General features: G+C 72.9%; 20 protein-coding genes and 1 riboswitch. Of the genes, 10 read left to right on the forward strand and 10 right to left on the reverse strand.

All coding sequences use genetic code 11. The features are described 5' to 3' along the window. Positions 1 to 15: 15 nt before the first annotated feature. A complete protein-coding gene (locus E2B92_RS06625) occupies positions 16 to 1,221 on the reverse strand; it encodes an NAD(P)/FAD-dependent oxidoreductase (RefSeq protein WP_126883028.1) in 1,206 nt (401 codons plus the stop codon). 21 nt (positions 1,222 to 1,242) lie between these two features. Continuing rightward, entirely contained in the window at positions 1,243 to 1,614 is a 372-nt protein-coding gene (locus E2B92_RS33320) for a hypothetical protein (protein WP_126883006.1), read from the reverse strand. 50 nt (positions 1,615 to 1,664) lie between these two features. Then, a riboswitch (TPP riboswitch) is annotated at positions 1,665 to 1,778 on the forward strand. Between E2B92_RS33320 and thiO the strand changes: the two genes are divergently transcribed. The 5 genes from thiO (at position 1,776) to E2B92_RS06655 (ending at position 6,936) form a co-directional block, all read left to right on the forward strand. After that, positions 1,776 to 2,972, forward strand: coding sequence for a glycine oxidase ThiO (gene thiO / locus E2B92_RS06635; RefSeq protein ID WP_126883005.1), 1,197 nt, complete (start codon positions 1,776 to 1,778; stop codon positions 2,970 to 2,972). (Overlaps the previous riboswitch by 3 nt.) Next, positions 2,969 to 3,217, forward strand: a complete 249-nt coding sequence (gene thiS, locus E2B92_RS06640) for a sulfur carrier protein ThiS (protein WP_126883004.1) — start codon at positions 2,969 to 2,971, stop codon at positions 3,215 to 3,217. The genes thiO and thiS overlap by 4 nt, the downstream gene beginning before the upstream one ends. Positions 3,218 to 3,220: 3 nt before the next feature. Beyond that, the gene (locus tag E2B92_RS06645; protein WP_126883003.1) at positions 3,221 to 4,015 is read left to right on the forward strand and encodes a thiazole synthase; all 795 of its coding nucleotides are present in this window, start codon (positions 3,221 to 3,223) and stop codon (positions 4,013 to 4,015) included. A gap of 113 nt (positions 4,016 to 4,128) precedes the next feature. Further along, positions 4,129 to 6,075 (forward strand): Stk1 family PASTA domain-containing Ser/Thr kinase, encoded by a 1,947-nt coding sequence (gene pknB / locus E2B92_RS06650; protein ID WP_185923460.1) that lies wholly within the window; start codon positions 4,129 to 4,131, stop codon positions 6,073 to 6,075. A gap of 6 nt (positions 6,076 to 6,081) precedes the next feature. Further along, complete coding sequence (locus E2B92_RS06655; RefSeq protein ID WP_126883002.1) at positions 6,082 to 6,936, forward strand: deoxyribonuclease IV; 855 nt, start codon at positions 6,082 to 6,084, stop codon at positions 6,934 to 6,936. A 15-nt stretch (positions 6,937 to 6,951) separates the two neighbouring features. Here the strand turns inward: E2B92_RS06655 and E2B92_RS06660 are convergent, their stop codons facing one another. Then, on the reverse strand, positions 6,952 to 7,584 hold the full coding sequence (locus E2B92_RS06660; protein WP_126883001.1) for a sulfite oxidase-like oxidoreductase: 633 nt from the start codon (positions 7,582 to 7,584) through the stop codon (positions 6,952 to 6,954). 156 nt (positions 7,585 to 7,740) lie between these two features. On the opposite strand from E2B92_RS06660, the gene bfr reads away from it, so the two are divergent. Next, positions 7,741 to 8,220: a bacterioferritin gene (gene bfr / locus E2B92_RS06665; RefSeq protein WP_126883000.1), complete on the forward strand. Its 480-nt coding sequence runs from the start codon at positions 7,741 to 7,743 to the stop codon at positions 8,218 to 8,220. Positions 8,221 to 8,274: 54 nt separating this feature from the next. Here bfr and E2B92_RS06670 read toward each other — a convergent pair whose 3' ends face one another. Continuing rightward, positions 8,275 to 8,559: a (2Fe-2S)-binding protein gene (locus E2B92_RS06670; protein WP_126882999.1), complete on the reverse strand. Its 285-nt coding sequence runs from the start codon at positions 8,557 to 8,559 to the stop codon at positions 8,275 to 8,277. Between the two features lie 249 nt (positions 8,560 to 8,808). Beyond that, the gene (locus E2B92_RS06675; RefSeq protein WP_126882998.1) at positions 8,809 to 10,161 is read right to left on the reverse strand and encodes a class II 3-deoxy-7-phosphoheptulonate synthase; all 1,353 of its coding nucleotides are present in this window, start codon (positions 10,159 to 10,161) and stop codon (positions 8,809 to 8,811) included. A 104-nt stretch (positions 10,162 to 10,265) separates the two neighbouring features. On the opposite strand from E2B92_RS06675, the gene E2B92_RS34085 reads away from it, so the two are divergent. Further along, positions 10,266 to 10,322, forward strand: a complete 57-nt coding sequence (locus E2B92_RS34085) for a trp operon leader peptide (RefSeq protein ID WP_133888555.1) — start codon at positions 10,266 to 10,268, stop codon at positions 10,320 to 10,322. Between the two features lie 88 nt (positions 10,323 to 10,410). Continuing rightward, a complete protein-coding gene (locus E2B92_RS06685; RefSeq protein ID WP_126882996.1) occupies positions 10,411 to 12,297 on the forward strand; it encodes an anthranilate synthase family protein in 1,887 nt (628 codons plus the stop codon). Positions 12,298 to 12,336: 39 nt separating this feature from the next. Here E2B92_RS06685 and E2B92_RS06690 read toward each other — a convergent pair whose 3' ends face one another. The 4 genes from E2B92_RS06690 to E2B92_RS06705 form a co-directional block, all read right to left on the reverse strand. Next, positions 12,337 to 13,365: a 6-phosphofructokinase gene (locus E2B92_RS06690; RefSeq protein WP_126882995.1), complete on the reverse strand. Its 1,029-nt coding sequence runs from the start codon at positions 13,363 to 13,365 to the stop codon at positions 12,337 to 12,339. Between the two features lie 137 nt (positions 13,366 to 13,502). After that, positions 13,503 to 14,174, reverse strand: coding sequence for a response regulator (locus E2B92_RS06695; protein ID WP_126882994.1), 672 nt, complete (start codon positions 14,172 to 14,174; stop codon positions 13,503 to 13,505). After that, entirely contained in the window at positions 14,171 to 15,397 is a 1,227-nt protein-coding gene (gene macS / locus E2B92_RS06700; RefSeq protein WP_126882993.1) for a MacS family sensor histidine kinase, read from the reverse strand. The genes E2B92_RS06695 and macS overlap by 4 nt, the downstream gene beginning before the upstream one ends. Positions 15,398 to 15,444: 47 nt before the next feature. Next, positions 15,445 to 16,167, reverse strand: a complete 723-nt coding sequence (locus E2B92_RS06705; RefSeq protein WP_126883026.1) for a lysophospholipid acyltransferase family protein — start codon at positions 16,165 to 16,167, stop codon at positions 15,445 to 15,447. Positions 16,168 to 16,372: 205 nt separating this feature from the next. On the opposite strand from E2B92_RS06705, the gene E2B92_RS06710 reads away from it, so the two are divergent. Continuing rightward, positions 16,373 to 17,179: an alpha/beta hydrolase gene (locus E2B92_RS06710; protein ID WP_126882992.1), complete on the forward strand. Its 807-nt coding sequence runs from the start codon at positions 16,373 to 16,375 to the stop codon at positions 17,177 to 17,179. Beyond that, complete coding sequence (locus E2B92_RS06715; protein ID WP_126882991.1) at positions 17,172 to 17,732, forward strand: hypothetical protein; 561 nt, start codon at positions 17,172 to 17,174, stop codon at positions 17,730 to 17,732. The genes E2B92_RS06710 and E2B92_RS06715 overlap by 8 nt, the downstream gene beginning before the upstream one ends. Here the strand turns inward: E2B92_RS06715 and E2B92_RS06720 are convergent. Further along, positions 17,729 to 18,487: an endonuclease/exonuclease/phosphatase family protein gene (locus E2B92_RS06720; RefSeq protein ID WP_126882990.1), complete on the reverse strand. Its 759-nt coding sequence runs from the start codon at positions 18,485 to 18,487 to the stop codon at positions 17,729 to 17,731. The two genes, E2B92_RS06715 and E2B92_RS06720, sit on opposite strands and share 4 nt — an antisense overlap. Positions 18,488 to 18,524: the final 37 nt, after the last annotated feature.

Here is an 18,524-nt window from a genome sequence, read left to right on the forward strand (position 1 = left end):
CCGGACCGGCCCGCGCTACGCCCGAGCGGCCGACTTCAGCGGTACGGAGGGGTCGGCGACGAGCCCGGGGTCCAGCGGCGTGCCGGCCTCGATCAGCTTGCGCCCCTGTGCCAGGTCGCGCGGGCGGCCCACCGCCAGCAGCGCCACCAGGGCGTCCCCGCGCAGCCACGCCACCGACCAGGCGGCACCGTCCGGGTCGCCCCGCCACACCATCGTGTCGGCGGCCGGGTGGTGTCCCACGTACTGGACGAACCGTCCGAACTGCTCGGACCAGAAGTACGGCACCGGGTCGTACGGCCGCGCCGCCTCACCGGCGATGGCGGCGGCCACCGTGCGCGGCCCCTGGAGGGCGTTGTCCCAGTGGTGCACCATCAGCCGCTCGCCGTAGCGGGCGGAGGGGAACGAGGCGCAGTCGCCGACGGCGTACACATCGGGCGCGGACGTGCGCAGGTAGGCGTCGGCCGTGACCGCGCCCTCCGGGCCGAGCGCGACGCCGGAGCCGGCCAGCCAGTTGGTGGCGGGCCGGGCGCCGATGCCGACGACCACGGCCTCGGCGGGCAGCAGCCGCCCGTCCTCCAGGGCGACCTCGCCCGGTTCGAGGTGGGCCACGCGCGCGTGGGTCAGGAGTGCGGCGCCGCTCTCCTCGTACCACGCGGCCATCGGGGCGGCGACCTCGTCGGGCAGCGCGCCGGCCAGCGGCCGCCCGGCGGCCTCGACGACGGTCACCGCGCAGCCGGCCTCCCGGGCGGCCGTCGTGAACTCGGCGCCGATCCAGCCGGCGCCGACGACCACGATGTCGTGCCGCGAGTCCAGCACGGGACGCAGCCGCTGCGCGTCGTCCAGGGTGCGCAGCAGGTGGACCCCGCGCACGCCCTCGGAGCCGGGCAGCGCGACGGGCCGGGCGCCGGTGGCGACGACCAGGACGTCGTACGGGACCGGCCCGGCCTCCGTGTCCACCTCGTGCGCGTCGGGGCGCAGGGCGGTGACCTCGACCCCCAGGCGCAGTTCGATGCCGAGGGCCTCGAAGTCCACGTCGAAGGCGGACCCCTCCGCGGTGCCCAGGAGCACGGCCTTGGACAACGGGGGCCGGTCGTAGGGCTGGTGGGGCTCGGCGCCGATCAGCAGCACGCGGCCGGTGAAGCCCTGCTCGCGCAGCGCCACGGCCGTCTGCACACCCGCCATCCCGGCGCCGACGATGACGACGCGCCGCTCTGCTTCCATCCGCTCGTTCACCCGCCCACCTTATGCACCTGACACATCGTCAATACAGGCCCCGGGGGGAAGCTCTTCCACCGCACTGGTTCCCCTGCCCTCCTGGGACTCCCATTCCCAGGTCTCCTCCAGCCGGACGCGCCCGTCGTCCAGCTCCACCACCGTGGCGACGCAGTGCCCCGACGCCGTCCGGCCGTCCCGCCGGAGCTGGACATACCGAAAGTCGAGGCGATCTCCCTCACGGGTCCCGACGAGGTGGCCGCGCACCACGTCTCCGCCCGCGTACTCGGCCCACACGCACCCGTCGTCCTCGTGGTACGTGAACCGGGTCGCCGTACCGACCTGACCCGGAGCCTGGTCCGCCACGGGTGAGAGAACGAGCCCGTCGAGCGACCGCGCCACGGTGAAGCTCCCTTACAGCCGGTTGCGGGGTGGGGTTAGTCTGGCCACCGTAGAGCACTCGCGGGAGCCCGGACGCACCGGGCTGAGAGGGAGGCTGGGACGGCCTCCGACCGTACGAACCTGATCCGGGTCATGCCGGCGAAGGGAGGGGCTGGACGCCCATGCATCCACGTACGTCAGACGTCCTCGTCGTCGGGGGCGGAATCATCGGCCTGGTCACGGCCTGGCGGGCGGCGCAGCGCGGGCTGCGGGTCGCCGTGGTCGACCCGGGTCCGGGCGGCGGGGCCGCCCAGGTCGCGGCGGGCATGCTCGCCGCGGTCACCGAACTCCACTACGGCGAGGACACGCTCCTCGGTCTCAACCTGGAGTCGGCGCGCCGCTACCCGGACTTCGTCACCGAACTCCAGCAGGCGGCCGGGGGCGTGGACGTCGGCTACCGCGCGTGCGGCACGCTCGCCGTCGCGCTGGACGCCGACGACCGCGCCCACCTGCGGGAGCTGCACGCGCTCCAGCGGCGTTCCGGGCTGGCGTCGGAGTGGCTGACCGGCCGCGAGTGCCGGCGCCTGGAGCCCATGCTGGCGCCCGGTGTGCGCGGCGGGCTGCGGGTGGACGGCGACCACCAGGTCGACCCGCGGCGGCTGGCGGCAGCCCTGCTGGCCGCGTGCGAGCGGGTGGGCGTGGTGGTGCACCGCGCCTGGGCCGAGCGGCTGGTGGTGCTGCGCGACCGGGCGGCCGGGGTGCTGCTGGGCGACGGCACGGAGCGGGCCGCCGACCAGGTGGTGCTGGCCGCCGGGAGCCTGAGCGGCAGGCTGGGCGGCGTACCCGAGGAGGTCCTGCCGCCGGTGCGGCCGGTCAAGGGACAGGTGCTGCGGCTGTCGGTGCCGTCCGCGTACGCGCCGTTCCTGAGCCGTACGGTCCGGGCGGTGGTGCGCGGCAGCCATGTGTACCTGGTGCCGCGCGAGAACGGCGAGCTGGTCGTCGGCGCGACGAGCGAGGAGCTCGGCTGGGACACCACGGTCACGGCGGGCGGGGTGTACGAGCTGCTGCGCGACGCGCACGAGCTGGTGCCCGGCATCACCGAGCTGCCCCTGACCGAGACCCGCGCGGGCCTGCGGCCGGGCTCCCCGGACAACGCGCCGCTGCTCGGGCCCACCGCGCTGCCCGGTCTGCACCTGGCGACGGGGCACTACCGCAACGGGGTGCTGCTGACGCCCATGACGGGGGATGTGATGGCCACCGTGCTCACCACCGGCGAGCTCCCGGAGGAGGCCCGCGCCTTCACGCCCGGCCGCTTCTCCCCCGCGCCCGCCACCGGCCCCGCCCCTGTCTCCGTCCCCGCCACCGTAGGAGTGTCATGAGCGACCCCGTGAACGCCTTCCCGAACGCCACCGTGGACTCCCCCGTGCACGTCTCCGTGAACGGCGAGGCACGACGGCTCGCCGGGCCGACCACCCTCGACACCCTGGTCGCCACGCTCACCACGGCACCCTCCGGGGTCGCCGCCGCGGTCAACGAGACCGTGGTGCCGCGCAGCCAGTGGCCCGGCACGCTGCTCGGCGACGGTGACCGGGTCGAGGTCCTCACCGCGGTCCAGGGGGGCTGAGCCATGGCCGACGACCGTCTCACCATCGCCGGGACCACCTTCGACTCCCGGCTGATCATGGGTACGGGCGGGGCGCCCAGCCTCGACGTACTGGAACGCTCCCTCGCAGCCAGCGGCACGGAGCTGACGACCGTGGCGATGCGCCGCCTGGACCCGACCGTCCAGGGCTCGGTGCTGTCCGTCCTGGACAAGCTCGGCATCCGGGTCCTGCCGAACACGGCGGGCTGCTTCACGGCGGGCGAGGCCGTGCTGACGGCCCGCCTCGCGCGCGAAGCGCTCGGTACGGACTGGATCAAACTGGAGGTCGTGGCCGACGAGCGGACCCTGCTGCCCGACCCGGTCGAGCTGCTGGACGCCGCCGAGACGCTGGTCGACGACGGCTTCACGGTCCTGCCGTACACCAACGACGACCCCGTGCTGGCGCGCAAGCTGGAGGACGTCGGCTGCGCGGCCGTCATGCCGCTGGGCTCGCCCATCGGCTCCGGGCTCGGCATCCGCAACCCGCACAACTTCCAGCTCATCGTGGAGCACGCGCGCGTGCCGGTGATCCTGGACGCCGGAGCCGGTACGGCGTCCGACGCGGCGCTGGCCATGGAGCTGGGGTGCGCGGCCGTGATGCTGGCGTCGGCGGTCACGCGGGCCCAGGAGCCGGTGCTGATGGCGGAGGCGATGCGGCACGCCGTGGAGGCGGGGCGCCTCGCGCACCGGGCGGGGCGCATCCCCCGCCGGCACTTCGCGGAGGCGTCGTCGCCGGCCGAGGGCCGCGCGGTCCTCGACCCGGAGCGCCCCGCGTTCTAGCGGGCGCCGCCGGGGCCCCGCCGTGCCGTCCGGTGTCACAGCTCGGTCGCAGTCCAGGCCGGGACGGGTACGGGGCGGCGGGGGTGTCGGTGCGGGTCCGTAGACTCGGGCGGGTGGATACGACCCTGCACGACCCCCTCGTCGGCCAGATGCTCGACGGCCGATACCGGGTCGACACGCGCATCGCCGTCGGTGGCATGGCCACGGTCTACCGGGCCGTCGACACCCGGCTCGACCGGGTGCTCGCCCTGAAGGTGATGCATCCGGCCCTGGCGACCGACGTGACGTTCGTGGAGCGGTTCATCCGCGAGGCCAAGTCCGTGGCGCGGCTGTCGCACCCCAATGTGGTCGGCGTCTTCGACCAGGGTGCCGACGGGGCGTACGTGTACCTGGCGATGGAGTACGTCGCCGGGTGCACCCTGCGGGACGTGCTGCGCGAGCGCGGGGCGCTCCAGCCCCGGGCGGCGCTCGACATCCTGGAGCCCGTGCTCGCCGCGCTGGGGGCCGCTCACCTGGCCGGGTTCGTCCACCGGGACATGAAGCCCGAGAACGTGCTGATAGGGGACGACGGCCGGGTCAAGGTCGCCGACTTCGGGCTCGTCCGGGCCGTCGGCGCGGCCACCAACACCACCGGCTCGGTCCTCGGCACGGTGTCGTACCTGGCGCCCGAGCAGATCGAGCACGGCACCGCCGACACCCGCGCGGACGTGTACGCGTGCGGGGTCGTCCTGTACGAGATGCTGACCGGCGCCAAGCCGCACGCCGGCGACACGCCCGCCCAGGTCCTGTACCAGCATCTGAACGCGGACGTCCCGCCGCCCTCCGCCGCCGTGCCCGGGCTCTCGGTCGAGCTGGACGAGCTGGTGGCGAGCGCCACCGCCCGCAATCCCGAGGTGCGCCCGCACGACGCGGTGGCGCTGCTCGCCCAGGCGCGGGAGGCCCGCGCCGCGCTCGGCGACGAGCAGCTCGACCTGGTCCCGCCGCAGGCCCGCACCGGGGGCGACGGCCCGGCCGGCGACGGCTCCGAGGACCCCACCAGCGTGATCGCGCGGGCCCTGCCCGGCGAGGAGGACGGCGTTCAGCGCACGAGCCGGCTCGCCGTGCCGCCCCGGCCCGAACCGCAGCCGGTGCCCGCCGGCCCGGCCCGCGTCCCCCGCGTCCCCTTCGGCAACGCCCGCCGGGGCATGCTCGCCGCCGTCGTCGCCGTCCTGCTGGTCCTCGGCGTGGGCGCGGGTGTCTGGTACATCAACTCCGGGCAGTTCACCCGGGTCCCCACCGTCCTCGGGCAGACCCAGGCCGAGGCCGAGAAGCGGCTCGCCGACGCCGGGCTGGACGTCAAGGACGTCAAGCGTGACTACAGCACCGCCTACAAGCGGGGCACCGTGATGGCCGCCGACCCCGCTCCCGGCGACCGCATCCGGGGCAATGGCCAGGTGACCCTCACCGTCTCGCGCGGCCCGCGCATCGTGAAGGTCCCCAACCTCAAGGGCCTGCCGCTGGACGAGGCCAAGCGCGAGCTCACCAAGGCCGGGCTCGCCGCGGGTGTGATCACCCGGGCCCTCAGCCAGGAGTTCGAGCGGGGCACCGTGATCAGCACCGACCCGGAGGCCGGCACCGAGCGCAACCCCGACTCCGCGGTCGCCCTGAAGGTCAGCAAGGGCGCCCCCGTCGACGTCCCGGACGTCACCGGTGACCCCGTCGAGGACGCCACCCGGACGCTGGAGGAGGCAGGGCTCACCGTGAAGGTCGCGCCCGCGCGCGTCCACTCCGCCCAGGAGGCGGGCAGTGTGGCCGCCCAATCCCTGTCACGGGGCAGCGAGGCGGCCAAGGGCGACACGATCACGCTCACGGTCTCCAAGGGGCCGCGCATGGTCGACGTGCCCGACGTCACCGGCAAGAACGTCGACGATGCCACGCGGGAGCTGGAAGGCGCCGGTTTCGAGGTGAAGGTCGAGAAGGGCTTCCCCTTCCTCGGGGACACCGTGGACAGCCAGTCCGTGGGCGGCGGCGAGCAGGCCCCCGAGGGCAGCACGATCACCATCAAGACCAAGGGACTCTGAGCGCACATGAGCAGCCCCGTCGGCGGCCACGTTCCCGTGGCCGGCGGCCTCGCGAAGACCGGCCTCGCCTACGCGCGCGAGATCGGCGCCGAGACCGTCCAGGTCTTCGTCGCCAACCCTCGCGGCTGGGCCACGCCCGCCGGGAACCCGGTGCAGGACGAGCTGTTCCGCGAGGAGTGCGCGGTCGCCGGCATACCCGCGTACGTCCACGCCCCCTACCTGATCAACTTCGGCTCCCACACCGAGGCGACCGTCGACTTCTCCGTGGCGTCCCTCCGCCACTCGCTGCGGCGCGCCCGGGCCATCGGCGCGCTCGGCGTGGTCGTCCACACGGGCTCGGCGACCGGGGGCCGCCCCCGGCAGGAGGCCCTGGCACAGGTGCGCGAGCGGCTGCTGCCGCTGCTGGACGAGCTCGACCACGACGACGACCCGTTCCTGCTGCTGGAGTCGACGGCCGGGCAGGGCGCCTCGCTCTGCTCCCGCACCTGGGACTTCGGCCCGTACTTCGAGGCCCTCGACGCCCACCCCCGGCTGGGTATCTGCCTGGACACCTGCCACATCTTCGCGGCCGGCCACGACCTGACCGGCGAGCACGGCGTACGGCAGACCCTGGATCTCCTGGTCGACACGGTCGGCGAGGGCCGGCTGAAGCTGATCCACGCCAACGACTCCAAGGACGTGGTGGGCGCGCACAAGGACCGGCACGCGAACATCGGCGCGGGTCACATCGGCGCCGACGCGTTCGGCGAGCTGATGCGCCACCCGGCGGCGCGCGGCGTCCCGCTGATCATCGAGACCCCCGGCGGCACGGAGGGACACGCAGCGGACATCGCGCTGCTGAAGAAGCTCCGGGACGGCTGAAAACCCCAGGGTGGATCAGAGCTCGGGGCCGTCCCCCGGCTCCTCCTGGTACGAGTACCGCTGCTCCCGCCACGGGTCGCCGATGTTGTGGTAGCCGCGCTCCTCCCAGAAGCCGCGGCGGTCGGCCGTCATGTACTCGACGCCCCTGACCCATTTGGGTCCCTTCCAGGCGTAGAGGTGCGGCACGATGAGGCGCAGCGGGAAGCCGTGCTCGGCGGTGAGCGGCTCACCGTCCTTGTGCGTGGCGAAAATCGTGCGGTCCGAGGCGAAGTCGGAGAGCCGCATATTGGCACTGAAGCCGTACTCCGCCCACACCATCACATGCGTGACACCGGCGGCCGGCGGCGCGAGTTCGAGGATCGTCCGGGCCGGGACCCCTCCCCATTCGGCCCCGAGCATGCTGTACTTCGTGACGCAGTGCAGATCGGCCACGACGGTGGAGAAGGGCAGCGCCGAGAACTCCGCGTGGTTCCAGGTGTGTTTGTCGCCGCCCGCCGTGGCGCCGAAGACCCTGAACTCCCAGCGGTCGGGCTTGAACTTGGGGACCGGCCCGTAGTGGGTGACCGGCCAGCCGCGCTGAAACCGCTGCCCCGGCGGAAGCTCGGACTCCTCTGCTGCCCGGTGTTCCCCGCTCCCTGGCTGACCCATGCCTCAATGGTGACAGACCGGGAGGGGTGGTCATGACCAGGGGCGAGGCGGATTCGGGCAACTCCTACTAAGCGTGCACTTACTGGACGACCTTCCCCGGCGGTGCGAGGATGCGCGGCATCTGCCCCGTACACACGCGCGGAAGGAGCCTCTGCGATGCAGGGCGACCCCGAGGTCATCGAGTTCCTCAACGAGCAGCTCACCGCCGAGCTCACGGCGATCAACCAGTACTTCCTGCACGCGAAGATGCAGGAGAACTTCGGGTGGACGAAGCTCGCCAAATACACCCGTGCGGAGTCCTTCGACGAGATGAAGCACGCCGAGGTGCTCACGGACCGCATCCTCTTCCTGGAGGGCCTGCCGAACTACCAGCGGCTCTTCCACGTCCGCATCGGCCAGACCGTCACCGAGATGTTCCAGGCGGACCGGCAGGTCGAGGTCGAGGCGATCGACCGGCTCAAGCGGGGCATCGAGGTCATGCGCAACAAGGGCGACATCACGTCGGCCAACATCTTCGAGTCGATCCTCGCGGACGAGGAGCACCACATCGACTACCTCGACACCCAGCTCGAACTCGTCGACAAGCTCGGTGAGGCGCTCTACATCGCCCAGCTCATCGAGCAGCCGGAGAGCTGACCCGGAAAGCCGGCCCGGAGAACCCGGTCCGGGCGGGAGAGCCAGGGCGGGAGGCTAGGCGGCCTCGGGTATCCCGACGACGGCGTCCGCGGTCTCGGCACCGGCGGTGTCCACGGCACCGGTGGCGAGCAGCGCCGGCTTGCCCTGGTCCACCAGCTCGCGCCGCGGGCAGTTGCCCCGGCCGAGGATCGCCTGGATGCGGCGTACGCAGGACCCGCAGTCCGTGCCGGCCTTGCAGGCCGACGCTATCTGGCGGGGCGTGCAGGCACCGGCGTCCGCGTGTGCCATGACCTGCTTCTCGGTGACACCGAAGCACGAGCAGACGTACACGCGGTTCACCTCCCTGCGGGCTCGACGGGATCTGCGACTGGAGACCCCGCCTTGATCGGTGAGGCTAACCTAACCTTACCCGGAGCCCCCGGCGCGCAAAAGCCCGGTGAACGGCGATGGGGCGCGGATCACACGGATCCGCGCCCCATCGGCACGTCAAGGCCATTTCTCGCCAAGATCACGGCCGGCCAGGATCACAGCGAACCGAGATCACAGCCGACCGAGATCACCGCCGGCTGCGATCACAGCCGGCCGGCATCACTGGTCGCGGTACATCTCCGCCACCAGGAACGCCAGGTCCAGCGACTGGCTGCGGTTGAGCCGCGGGTCGCAGGCGGTCTCGTAGCGCTGGTGCAGGTCGTCGACAAAGATCTCGTCGCCGCCGCCCACGCACTCGGTGACGTCGTCACCGGTCAGCTCCACGTGGATGCCGCCCGGGTGCGTGCCCAGCGCCTTGTGGACCTCGAAGAAGCCCTTGACCTCGTCGAGCACGTCGTCGAAGCGGCGCGTCTTGTGGCCGGAGGCCGCCTCGAAGGTGTTGCCGTGCATCGGGTCGGTCACCCACGCCACCGTGGCACCGGAGGCGGTGACCTTCTCGACCAGCTCGGGGAGCTTGTCGCGGACCTTGTCGGCGCCCATGCGGACGATGAAGGTCAGCCGGCCCGGCTCCCGCTCGGGGTCGAGGCGGTCGACGTACGTCAGCGCCTCGTCGACCGTGGTCGTCGGGCCGAGCTTGATGCCGATCGGGTTGCGGATGCGCGACGCGAACTCGATGTGCGCCCCGTCGAGCTGGCGGGTGCGCTCGCCGATCCAGACCATGTGGCCCGAGGTGTCGTAGAGCTGCCCGGTCCGGGAGTCCACGCGGGTCAGCGCCGACTCGTAGTCCAGCAGCAGCGCCTCGTGCGAGGCGTAGAACTCCACCGTGCGGAACTCGGCCGGGTCGGTGCCGCAGGCCTTCATGAAGTTCAGCGCGTTGTCGATCTCGCGTGCGAGCTGCTCGTAGCGCTGGCCCGACGGCGAGGACCTCACGAAGTCCTGGTTCCAGGCGTGCACCTGGCGCAGGTCGGCGTAACCGCCGGTCGTGAAGGCGCGCACCAGGTTCAGCGTCGAGGCGGACGCCTGGTACATGCGCTTGAGCCGCTCCGGGTCGGGGACCCGGTCCTCCTCGGTGAAGGCGAAGCCGTTGACGGAGTCGCCGCGGTAGGTCGGCAGCGTGACCCCGTCGCGGGTCTCGGTCGGCTTGGAGCGGGGCTTGGAGTACTGGCCCGCGATCCGCCCCACCTTCACGACGGGCACGGACGCGGCGTACGTCAGCACGGCGCCCATCTGGAGCAGGGTCTTGAGCTTGTTACGGATGTGGTCGGCCGACACGGCGTCGAAGGCCTCGGCGCAGTCGCCGCCCTGGAGCAGGAACGCCTCGCCCCTGGCGACGGCTCCCATCCGGGCGCGCAGCTGATCGCACTCGCCCGCGAAGACGAGCGGCGGATACGACTCGAGGTCCGCGATCACATCGCGCAGAGCCTCGGCATCGGGGTACTCGGGCTGCTGCGCCGCGGGAAGGTCTCGCCAGGTGTTGCCACCGGTTGCGGTGGGCTTAGCGTTCACGGTCACGTGCACAACCTTACGGGGTCTTCCCATTCGTCCATTTAGGCGCTCACCTGATGAGACAACGAATCTTGAGCCCTCCGCTCCCCGCGTGGGGTAGGGTGCGGCCCATGTTCGCGCACTCGACCCAGAACTGGTGGTGGACCGCTCGTCCGGCGGCCCACTGACTGCGCGTACACCGACACACGCCAGGCCGCCCGAGGGGCGGCCTTTTCCGTTGCGTACGGGCCGTTCCTCTCCTGTCGAATCCATGCGATGGAAGGAACGCCCGTGGACCTCTCCCGGCTGCTCGACGACTCCTGCCCGCCCTTCGCCCTGCTGCGCCGCCGCACCCCCGGCCGTGATCACGACACCGTCGAGGTGCTGATCGGCGCCGTGCACGAGGCGGAGCGCCTCGCGGACATCCCCGTCGGCGACCGGCCCTCCCTCGCCCTGGTGCCGTTCCGGCAGCTCAGGGAGCGGGGCTTCGACGTGCGCGACGACGGGACGCCGCTGTCCGTGCTGGTCGCCGACGAGGCGTACGAGCTGCCGCTCGCCGAGGCGCTGGAGCGGCTCCCCCGGCACCGGGTGACGGTCGAGGGCGGAGCCTTCGACGTGTCCGACGAGGAGTACGCGCGGACGGTCCGCCGGGTGGTGGAGGACGAGATCGGGCGGGGCGAGGGGGCGAACTTCGTGATCCGCCGCACGTACCGGGGCCGCGTCCCCGGGTTCGGGCGGCGGGACGCGCTGGCGCTGTTCCGGCGGCTGCTGGCCGGGGAACGGGGCGCGTACTGGACCTTCGTCGTGCACACCGGGGAGCGCACCCTGGTGGGGGCCAGCCCCGAGGTGCACGTCCGGATGTCGGGCGGGACGGTCGTGATGAACCCGATCAGCGGGACGTACCGCTATCCGGCGGCCGGCCCGACGGCCGACGGCCTGCTCGCCTTCCTCGCCGACCGCAAGGAGACCGAGGAGCTCTCCATGGTCGTGGACGAGGAGCTGAAGATGATGTGCACGGTCGGCGACCGGGGCGGGGTGGTGGTCGGGCCGCGGCTGAAGGAGATGGCGCACCTCGCGCACACCGAGTACGAGCTGCGGGGCCGGTCCTCGCTGGACGTGCGGGAGGTGCTGCGCAAGACGATGTTCGCCGCCACGGTCACCGGCTCGCCGGTGCAGAACGCCTGCCGGGTCATCGAGCGCCATGAGGCGGAGGGCCGCGGGTACTACGCGGGCGCGCTGGCCCTGCTCGGTACGGACGCCGGCGGGGCGCAGACCCTGGACTCGCCGATCCTGATCCGTACCGCCGACATCGCGGCCGACGGCGAGCTGCGCGTCCCCGTCGGCGCCACGCTCGTGCGGCGCTCGGACCCGGCGGGCGAGGTGGCCGAGACGCACGCCAAGGCGGCGGGGGTGCTGGCGGCGCTGGGCGTGCGTCCCGGGCGGCCGCGCGAGGAGGCCGTACGGCTCCGGCCGGCGGACGACCCGCGGGTGCGGGCGGCGCTGGACGCGCGCCGGGCGGACCTGGCGCCGTTCTGGCTGCGGATGCGGGAGCCGGTCACCGTGCCGCGGGGGCACGCCCTGGTGGTGGACGGCGAGGACACGTTCACCGCGATGCTCGCGCACGTGCTGCGCGCGTCGGGCCTGCGGGTGACCGTCCGCCGGTTCGACGAGCCGGGGCTGCGGGAGGCGGCGCTCCGGCACGAGGGCCCGGTGGTGCTGGGGCCCGGGCCGGGCGACCCGGGTGACCCGGCCGACCCCAAGATGCGTTTCCTGCGGTCGCTGGCCGCCGCACTCGTCCGCGGCCACCGGCACGGGCTGCTGGGGGTGTGCCTGGGGCACGAGCTGATCGCCGCCGAGCTGGGCCTGGAGATCGTGCGCAAGGCGGTGCCCCTCCAGGGCGCCCAGGTGCGGATCGACCTGTTCGGTACGGAGGAGACGGTCGGGTTCTACAACAGCTTCACGGCCCGGTGCGACGGGGAGGCGGCGGCCGAGCTGGCGGCGCACGGCGTGGAGGTGAGCCGTGACCCCGTGACGGACGAGGTGCACGCGCTGCGCGGGCCGGGCTTCGCGGGGGTGCAGTTCCATCCGGAGTCGGTGCTGACGCTGCGGGGCGCGTCGGTCGTACGGGACCTGGTGCGGGCGCTGGACGTCAGCAGGAGGTGAGGGCCACCGCCCGCCGACGTCCGTCCCGGGGGCGGGCCGTCAGCCGAAGAAGACCCCGGCCTCCGCGTACAGCCGCGGGTCCACCGTCTTCAGCCGCGCGGTCGCCTCGCCGATCGGTACGCGGACGATGTCCGTGCCGCGCAGCGCGACCATGGTGCCGAAGTCGCCGTCCTGGACCGCGTCGATGGCGTGCAGCCCGAACCGGGTGGCCAGCCAGCGGTCGAAGGCGCTGGGTGTGCCGCCGCGCTGGACGTGGCCGAGGACGGTGGTCCTGGCCTCCTTCCCGGTCCGTTTCTCGATCTCCTTGGCGAGCCACTCGCCGACGCCGGAGAGCCGGACGTGGCCGAAGGAGTCCAGCGTCTCGTCCTTGAGGACCATGTCGCCGTCCCTGGGCACCGCTCCTTCGGCGACGACGACGATCGGCGCGTACGACGCCCGGAAGCGGGAGGAGACCCAGGAGCAGACCTGCTCCACGTCGAAGCGCTGCTCGGGGATCAGGATGACGTTGGCGCCGCCGGCCAGGCCGGAGTGCAGGGCTATCCAGCCGGCGTGACGGCCCATCACCTCCACCACGAGGACGCGCATGTGGGACTCGGCGGTGGTGTGGAGCCGGTCGATGGCCTCCGTCGCGATGCCGACGGCCGTGTCGAAGCCGAAGGTGTAGTCGGTGGCGGACAGGTCGTTGTCGATGGTCTTGGGCACGCCGACGCAGGGGATGCCGTACGCGCCGCTCAGGCGGGCGGCGACGCCCAGGGTGTCCTCGCCGCCGATGGTGATCAGCGCTTCGACGTCGTGCTTGGCGAGGGTGTCCTTGATGCGCCGGACGCCGTCCGGTGCCGTGAGGGGGTTGGTGCGCGAGGAGCCGAGGATGGTGCCGCCGCGCGGCAGGATGCCGCGGACGGCCGGGATGTCGAGACGTACGGTGTCGTCCTCCAGGGGGCCGCGCCAGCCGTCCCGGAAACCGGTGAAGACATGGCCGTACTCCTGGACGCCCTTGCGGACGATGGCGCGGATGACCGCGTTGAGACCGGGGCAGTCGCCTCCGCCGGTCAGTACTCCGACCCGCATGGAACCTTCCCTTCGCCGTCACGGGGCTCGCCGTCACGGTGACGATGGAGACGTACGCGGGCCACGCTAGTGGTGACCCACGTCACTCCGGGACGGTACGAACGGTGAATTCCGGGCGGGCGTAGGAGAGTTACGCGCTACGCGTCGTCGAGGCCGCGCTCTATCGCGTACCGCACCAGCTCGACCCTGTTGTGGAGCTGGAGCTTGCCGAGCGTGTTCTGGACGTGGTTCTGCACGGTGCGGTGGGAGATGACCAGGCGCTCGGCGATCTGCTTGTAGCTCAGGCCCTTGGCGACCAGCCGCAGCACCTCGGTCTCGCGCTCGGTGAGCTGCGGGGCCTTGGGCTCGTCCGCCCCGGCGGCGGGCAGCGGCTCGGAGGCCAGCCGGCGGTACTCGCCGAGGACCAGGCCGGCCAGGCCCGGCGTGAACACCGGGTCGCCGACGGCCGTGCGGCGCACGGCGTCCAGCAGCTCCTCCGTGCTGGCCGACTTCAGCAGGTACCCCGTCGCGCCGGACTTCACGGCCTCCAGGACGTCCGCGTGCTCGCCGCTCGCGGAGAGCACCAGCACCCGCAGGGCCGGGTTGTCGCCGACGAGCTCCTTGCAGACCTGGACGCCGGGCTTGGCGGGCAGGTTCAGGTCCAGGACCAGCACGTCCGGTCCGGCCGCACGGGCGCGGCGGACGGCCTGCTCGCCGTCGCCGGCCGTGGCGACGACGTCGAACCCGGCCTCCGCCAGGTCCCGGGCGACGGCGTCCCGCCACATGGGGTGGTCGTCGACCACCATGACCTTGATCGGCTGCTCGCTCATGTCCCTGCCTTCCCCCGTGGACCCCGCGGGGCCCGTGGAACCTTCAACTCGACTTCTGTGCCCTGCCCCGGCACCGAGACCAGATCGGCGGTGCCGCCCAGGTCGCGGAGCCTGCCCCGGATGGACTGGGCGACCCCGAGCCGCCCCTCGCCCTCCGCCTGCGCGAGCCGCCCCTCCGGGATGCCCGGCCCGTCGTCCCGTACCGTCACGATCACCTCGTCCGGCCAGTCCTCGACCAGGATCCAGGCGCGGGCGTCCGCTCCGGCGTGCCTGCGGACATTGTCCAGGGCGGCACCGACAGCGGCCGCGAGCTCCCGCGCCGCGGCGGGCGGCAGCAGCACCGGAGCGCCCGGCTCCGCGAAGGTGACCCGCGCCCCCGCGTGCGGGGCCAGCAGCCCGCGCAGGTCGGCCGGCCCGTCGCCGCCGGGGTCGTCGGGCTCGTCCACCTCGCGCACCACGGCGCCCAGCGACGCGTCCTCCGAGACGTGCGAGGTCCGGGTCAGGCCGCCCGCGACCAGGGTGCGCAGGGCGACCTCCTGCTCCCCCGCCATCCGGCCGAGCTCGGCGGCCTCGCCGCCCAGGGCCGTGCCCCGGCGCTGCACCATGGCCAGCACCTGGAGGACGGAGTCGTGGATGTCACGGGCCAGCCGCTCCCGCTCCCGGGTGGCGGCCTCGATCTCCAGGGCCCGCGCGAGGGTCCGCTCCGACGCCCGGGCCACCTCGACGACGTAACCGATCGCTATGGAGGCCACCCACACCAGCAGGACGTTGTGGAGGGTGTCCCGGCTGGGGTGGCCGCGCTCGATGATGTTGGCGACGGCGACCAGGGAGGAGGCGAACGCCGCCCAGCGCCAGCCGCCCTTGATGGCGTACGCGAGGACCGAACCGGCCGTCCAGATGCTCGGCAGCGTGGGGCCGTCGAACGACTGGGCGTGCACGTCGGCGAACGGGGTGAGCAGGATGCCGGTGAGGGCGATCGCCAGGTCCGCGATCAGGAAGCGCTTGGTGCAGGCGGTGGCGCCGGCCACCTTGGGCAGCGTGGCGAGCGTCCAGACCCCCATGACGGCCAGGTAGCCGACGGCCACCCCGGGGCGCTCGAAGTTGTCCCGGGTGAAGACGAACAGCAGCACGGCGTACGCCATGGTCAGCACGCGGTACGCGGTCAGCGCCCGCCACAGCGGCTGCTCGACGGACATGCGGACGACGCGCTCGCGTCTGGCCAACTTCCCCACCCCATGGACGAACGGCGCGGTGACGCGCCGGACCGCGGTTACGCGCCCAACTGCCCGCGCTCGGCCTTCGCCGCCTCCTTGGCGGCCTTCTCCGCTTCGGCGATCTGCCGCTTGGCCGCCGTCGCGTAGATGTCGACGTACTCCTGGCCGGACAGCTTCATGATCTCGTACATCACCTCGTCGGTGACCGAGCGCAGGATGAAGCGGTCGCCGTCCATGCCCTGGTAGCGGCTGAAGTCCAGGGGCTTGCCGATCCGGATGCCCGGCCGCATCAGCTTGGGGACGACCTTGCCGGGCGGCTGGATCTTCTCGGTGTCGATCATGGCGACCGGGATGACCGGCGCGCCGGTGGCCAGCGCCACGCGCGCGAGGCCGCCCGGCTTGCCCCGGTAGAGCCGGCCGTCCGGCGAACGGGTGCCCTCCGGGTAGATGCCGAACAGCTCACCGCGCTCGATGACCTCGATACCGCTCCTGATCGCGGCCTCGCCCGCGCCGCGCGCGCCCGAGCGGTCCACGGGAAGCTGGCCGACGCCCTTGAAGAACGCGGCGGTGAGCCTGCCCTTCACCCCGGGCGAGGTGAAGTACTCCGCCTTGGCGATGAAGGTCACCTTGCGGTCCAGCACCGCCGGAAGGAAGAACGAGTCCGAGAAGGACAGGTGGTTGCTCGCGAGGATCGCCGGCCCCTCGGCGGGAATGTTCTCGAGGCCCTCCACCCAGGGCCTGAACGCGAGCTTCAGCGACCCCCCGATGGAGAACTTCATTGCGCCGTAGATCAACTCGAGTGCCTCCTGTGTTCCGTCGATCAGACCTTAACCCGAGCGGGGCCCCGCCTCCCGCCCACGTCCGGGCCGGGGCGGGTGCGCGACCGGGCGGGGACGGTGACGGATCTGGTCGGTGTCAGCCCGGTCGCGTACGGTGAAGTACACCCTTCCCCGGATCCATCGAACCCCCGAACAGGAGACCCCGGTGCCGGTCCTCCCTGGAGCCGAGCCGTACCGCCACGAGGGCGGAGAGGTCGGCGTGCTGCTCTGTCACGGCTTCACCGGTTCGCCGCAGTCGCTGCGACCCTGGGCCGAACATCTGGCCGCGCGCGGCCTGACCGTGTCCCTGCCGCTGCTGCCCGGGCACGGCACGCGCTGGCAGGACATGCAGGTCACCGGCTGGCAGGACTGGTACGCCGAGGTGGACCGCGAGCTGCGCTCGCTGCGTGAGCGCTGCCGGCAGGTCTTCGTCTTCGGCCTCTCCATGGGCGGCGCGCTGACGCTGCGGCTGGCGGCCCGGCACGGCGACGCGGTGGCGGGCATCGTGCTGGTGAACCCGGCGAACAAGGTGCACGGGCTCGCCGCGCACGCGCTGCCCGTCGTGCGCCACCTCGTCCCGTCGCAGCCCGGCATCACGAGCGACATCGCCAAGGAGGGCGTGACCGAGCTCGGCTACGACCGGGTGCCGCTGCACGCCGCGCACTCGCTGCGCCAGTTCTTCCGCATCGTGGACCGCGAGCTGCCGCAGGTCACGCAGCCGGTGCTGCTGCTGCACAGCCCGCAGGACCATGTCGTGCCGCCCGCCGACTCGGCGCGCATCCTCGGCCGGATCTCCTCCACCGACGTCAAGGAGATCCTGCTGGAACAGAGCTACCACGTGGCGACGTTGGACCACGACGCGGAGCGGATCTTCGAGGAGAGTCACGCGTTCGTCGGCCGGCTCGCTCCGCGTGCGGGCACGATGGGGTCCCCCATGCCGGAGGCCCGGGGAGGGAGCACGACCGGTGGCTGAACAGCACGACTCGGACAAGCGGGACGAGCAGCCGTTCGACGAGGAGGCCGCCTGGGCGGCGATCGTCGCCGGGTACGGCGAGGAACCGGCGGACCCGCCGGGCGCCAAGCCGTTCAAGTCGATCGAGGACCTGGCCCTGCCCGCGGACGACGTCAACGACATGCCGGAGAGCCGGCCGGTGGAGCCGGGCAAGCCGGACAAGCCGCTCGGCAGCTCCGTGGTGTTCGCGCCCGGCGTCGGCACGGGCGGTCCGCGCGACTACGAGGTGGCCGAGCCCAAGGACGAGGACCTCGACGACACCGACGAGGGCCACTTCGTGCCGCCGGAGCCGCCGCCGCTGCCGGAGGCCGACGCGACCGCCAAGTTCGCCTGGCTCGGGGTGGTCGGCGGCCCGGTGCTGATGCTGCTCGCGGTGATACTGCGCTGGGACATGACCTGGTGGCTCACCACGCTGTGCATCGGCGGGTTCCTGGGCGGCTTCGCGACCCTGGTGGCCAGGATGAGGACCGGGGACGACGAGGACGACGACCCCGGCCGCGGGGCGGTCGTCTAGGCGGTCGGCACCCGGAGGGCCGCCAGCACCGGCAGATGGTCGGTGGCGGCCCTCAGGTCGGCGCCGGTGAGGCCCGCGAGGTCGCCGGGGCCCGGTACGCCGCAGCCCAGCACCTCGATCCCCTTGGTGGCGAAGATCGCGTCGATCCGCTGGTGCGGGTCACCGGGGGTCCAGGTGTGCTCGCCGCCCCAGGGCCGTACGGCCCAGCAGTCCTGGAGCTCGGCCGCCAGCCGCTGGAACGAGCGCCCGCCGGGCCGCTCGTTGATGTCGCCGGCCGCGATGGCGTGCGGTACGTCCAGGGCGGCCAGCCGGTCCAGGAGCATGCCCGCCTGGGCGTACCGCTCCCGGGCCTGGAGGCTCAGGTGGCAGCTCAGCAGGCCGAGGCGGGCGCCCCCGATGCGCACGACCGCCGTCGCGAAGCCCCGCCGGTGCAGGCCCGGGGTGAGCGGCAGCAGGACGTCGTCCGTGCGCTCCACGGTCGTGCGCAGGGAGCACAGCAGCAGCGGTCCGGCCGCGGTGGCGCCTCCGCCGAGCACCAGCAGCTCGCTCTTGGCGGCGAGCCGGGCGGCGTGCTTGCGCCAGCGGAAGAAGCGGGGCGCCTCCTGGACGAGGACCAGGTCGGGCGCGCAGGCCCGGATCACCCGCGCCAGTGCGTCCTCGTCGTCCCGCATCGAGCGGATGTTGTAGCTGAGCACCCGGATCACGGCCGAACCGTCCGGCTCGGTGCGCGAGTTGGGCAGGTCGGTGATCGGCATGCGAGCACGATATGACGGTGCCCGCCGCATCCGGGCG

Source organism: Streptomyces sp. WAC05374, assembly GCF_004353505.1.
Taxonomy (GTDB): Bacteria; Actinomycetota; Actinomycetes; order Streptomycetales; family Streptomycetaceae; genus Streptomyces.

Bases quoted from the DNA above. Each gene is read 5' to 3' on its own strand.
- E2B92_RS06625 (WP_126883028.1), bottom strand. From the start codon at position 1,221: ATGGAAGCAGAGCGGCGCGTCGTCATCGTCGGCGCCGGGATGGCGGGT.
- thiO (WP_126883005.1), top strand. From the start codon at position 1,776: ATGCATCCACGTACGTCAGACGTCCTCGTCGTCGGGGGCGGAATCATC.
- thiS (WP_126883004.1), top strand. From the start codon at position 2,969: ATGAGCGACCCCGTGAACGCCTTCCCGAACGCCACCGTGGACTCCCCC.
- E2B92_RS06645 (WP_126883003.1), top strand. From the start codon at position 3,221: ATGGCCGACGACCGTCTCACCATCGCCGGGACCACCTTCGACTCCCGG.
- E2B92_RS06655 (WP_126883002.1), top strand. From the start codon at position 6,082: ATGAGCAGCCCCGTCGGCGGCCACGTTCCCGTGGCCGGCGGCCTCGCG.
- E2B92_RS06660 (WP_126883001.1), bottom strand. From the start codon at position 7,584: ATGGGTCAGCCAGGGAGCGGGGAACACCGGGCAGCAGAGGAGTCCGAG.
- bfr (WP_126883000.1), top strand. From the start codon at position 7,741: ATGCAGGGCGACCCCGAGGTCATCGAGTTCCTCAACGAGCAGCTCACC.
- E2B92_RS06685 (WP_126882996.1), top strand. From the start codon at position 10,411: ATGGAAGGAACGCCCGTGGACCTCTCCCGGCTGCTCGACGACTCCTGC.
- E2B92_RS06690 (WP_126882995.1), bottom strand. From the start codon at position 13,365: ATGCGGGTCGGAGTACTGACCGGCGGAGGCGACTGCCCCGGTCTCAAC.
- E2B92_RS06695 (WP_126882994.1), bottom strand. From the start codon at position 14,174: ATGAGCGAGCAGCCGATCAAGGTCATGGTGGTCGACGACCACCCCATG.
- E2B92_RS06705 (WP_126883026.1), bottom strand. From the start codon at position 16,167: ATGAAGTTCTCCATCGGGGGGTCGCTGAAGCTCGCGTTCAGGCCCTGG.
- E2B92_RS06720 (WP_126882990.1), bottom strand. From the start codon at position 18,487: ATGCCGATCACCGACCTGCCCAACTCGCGCACCGAGCCGGACGGTTCG.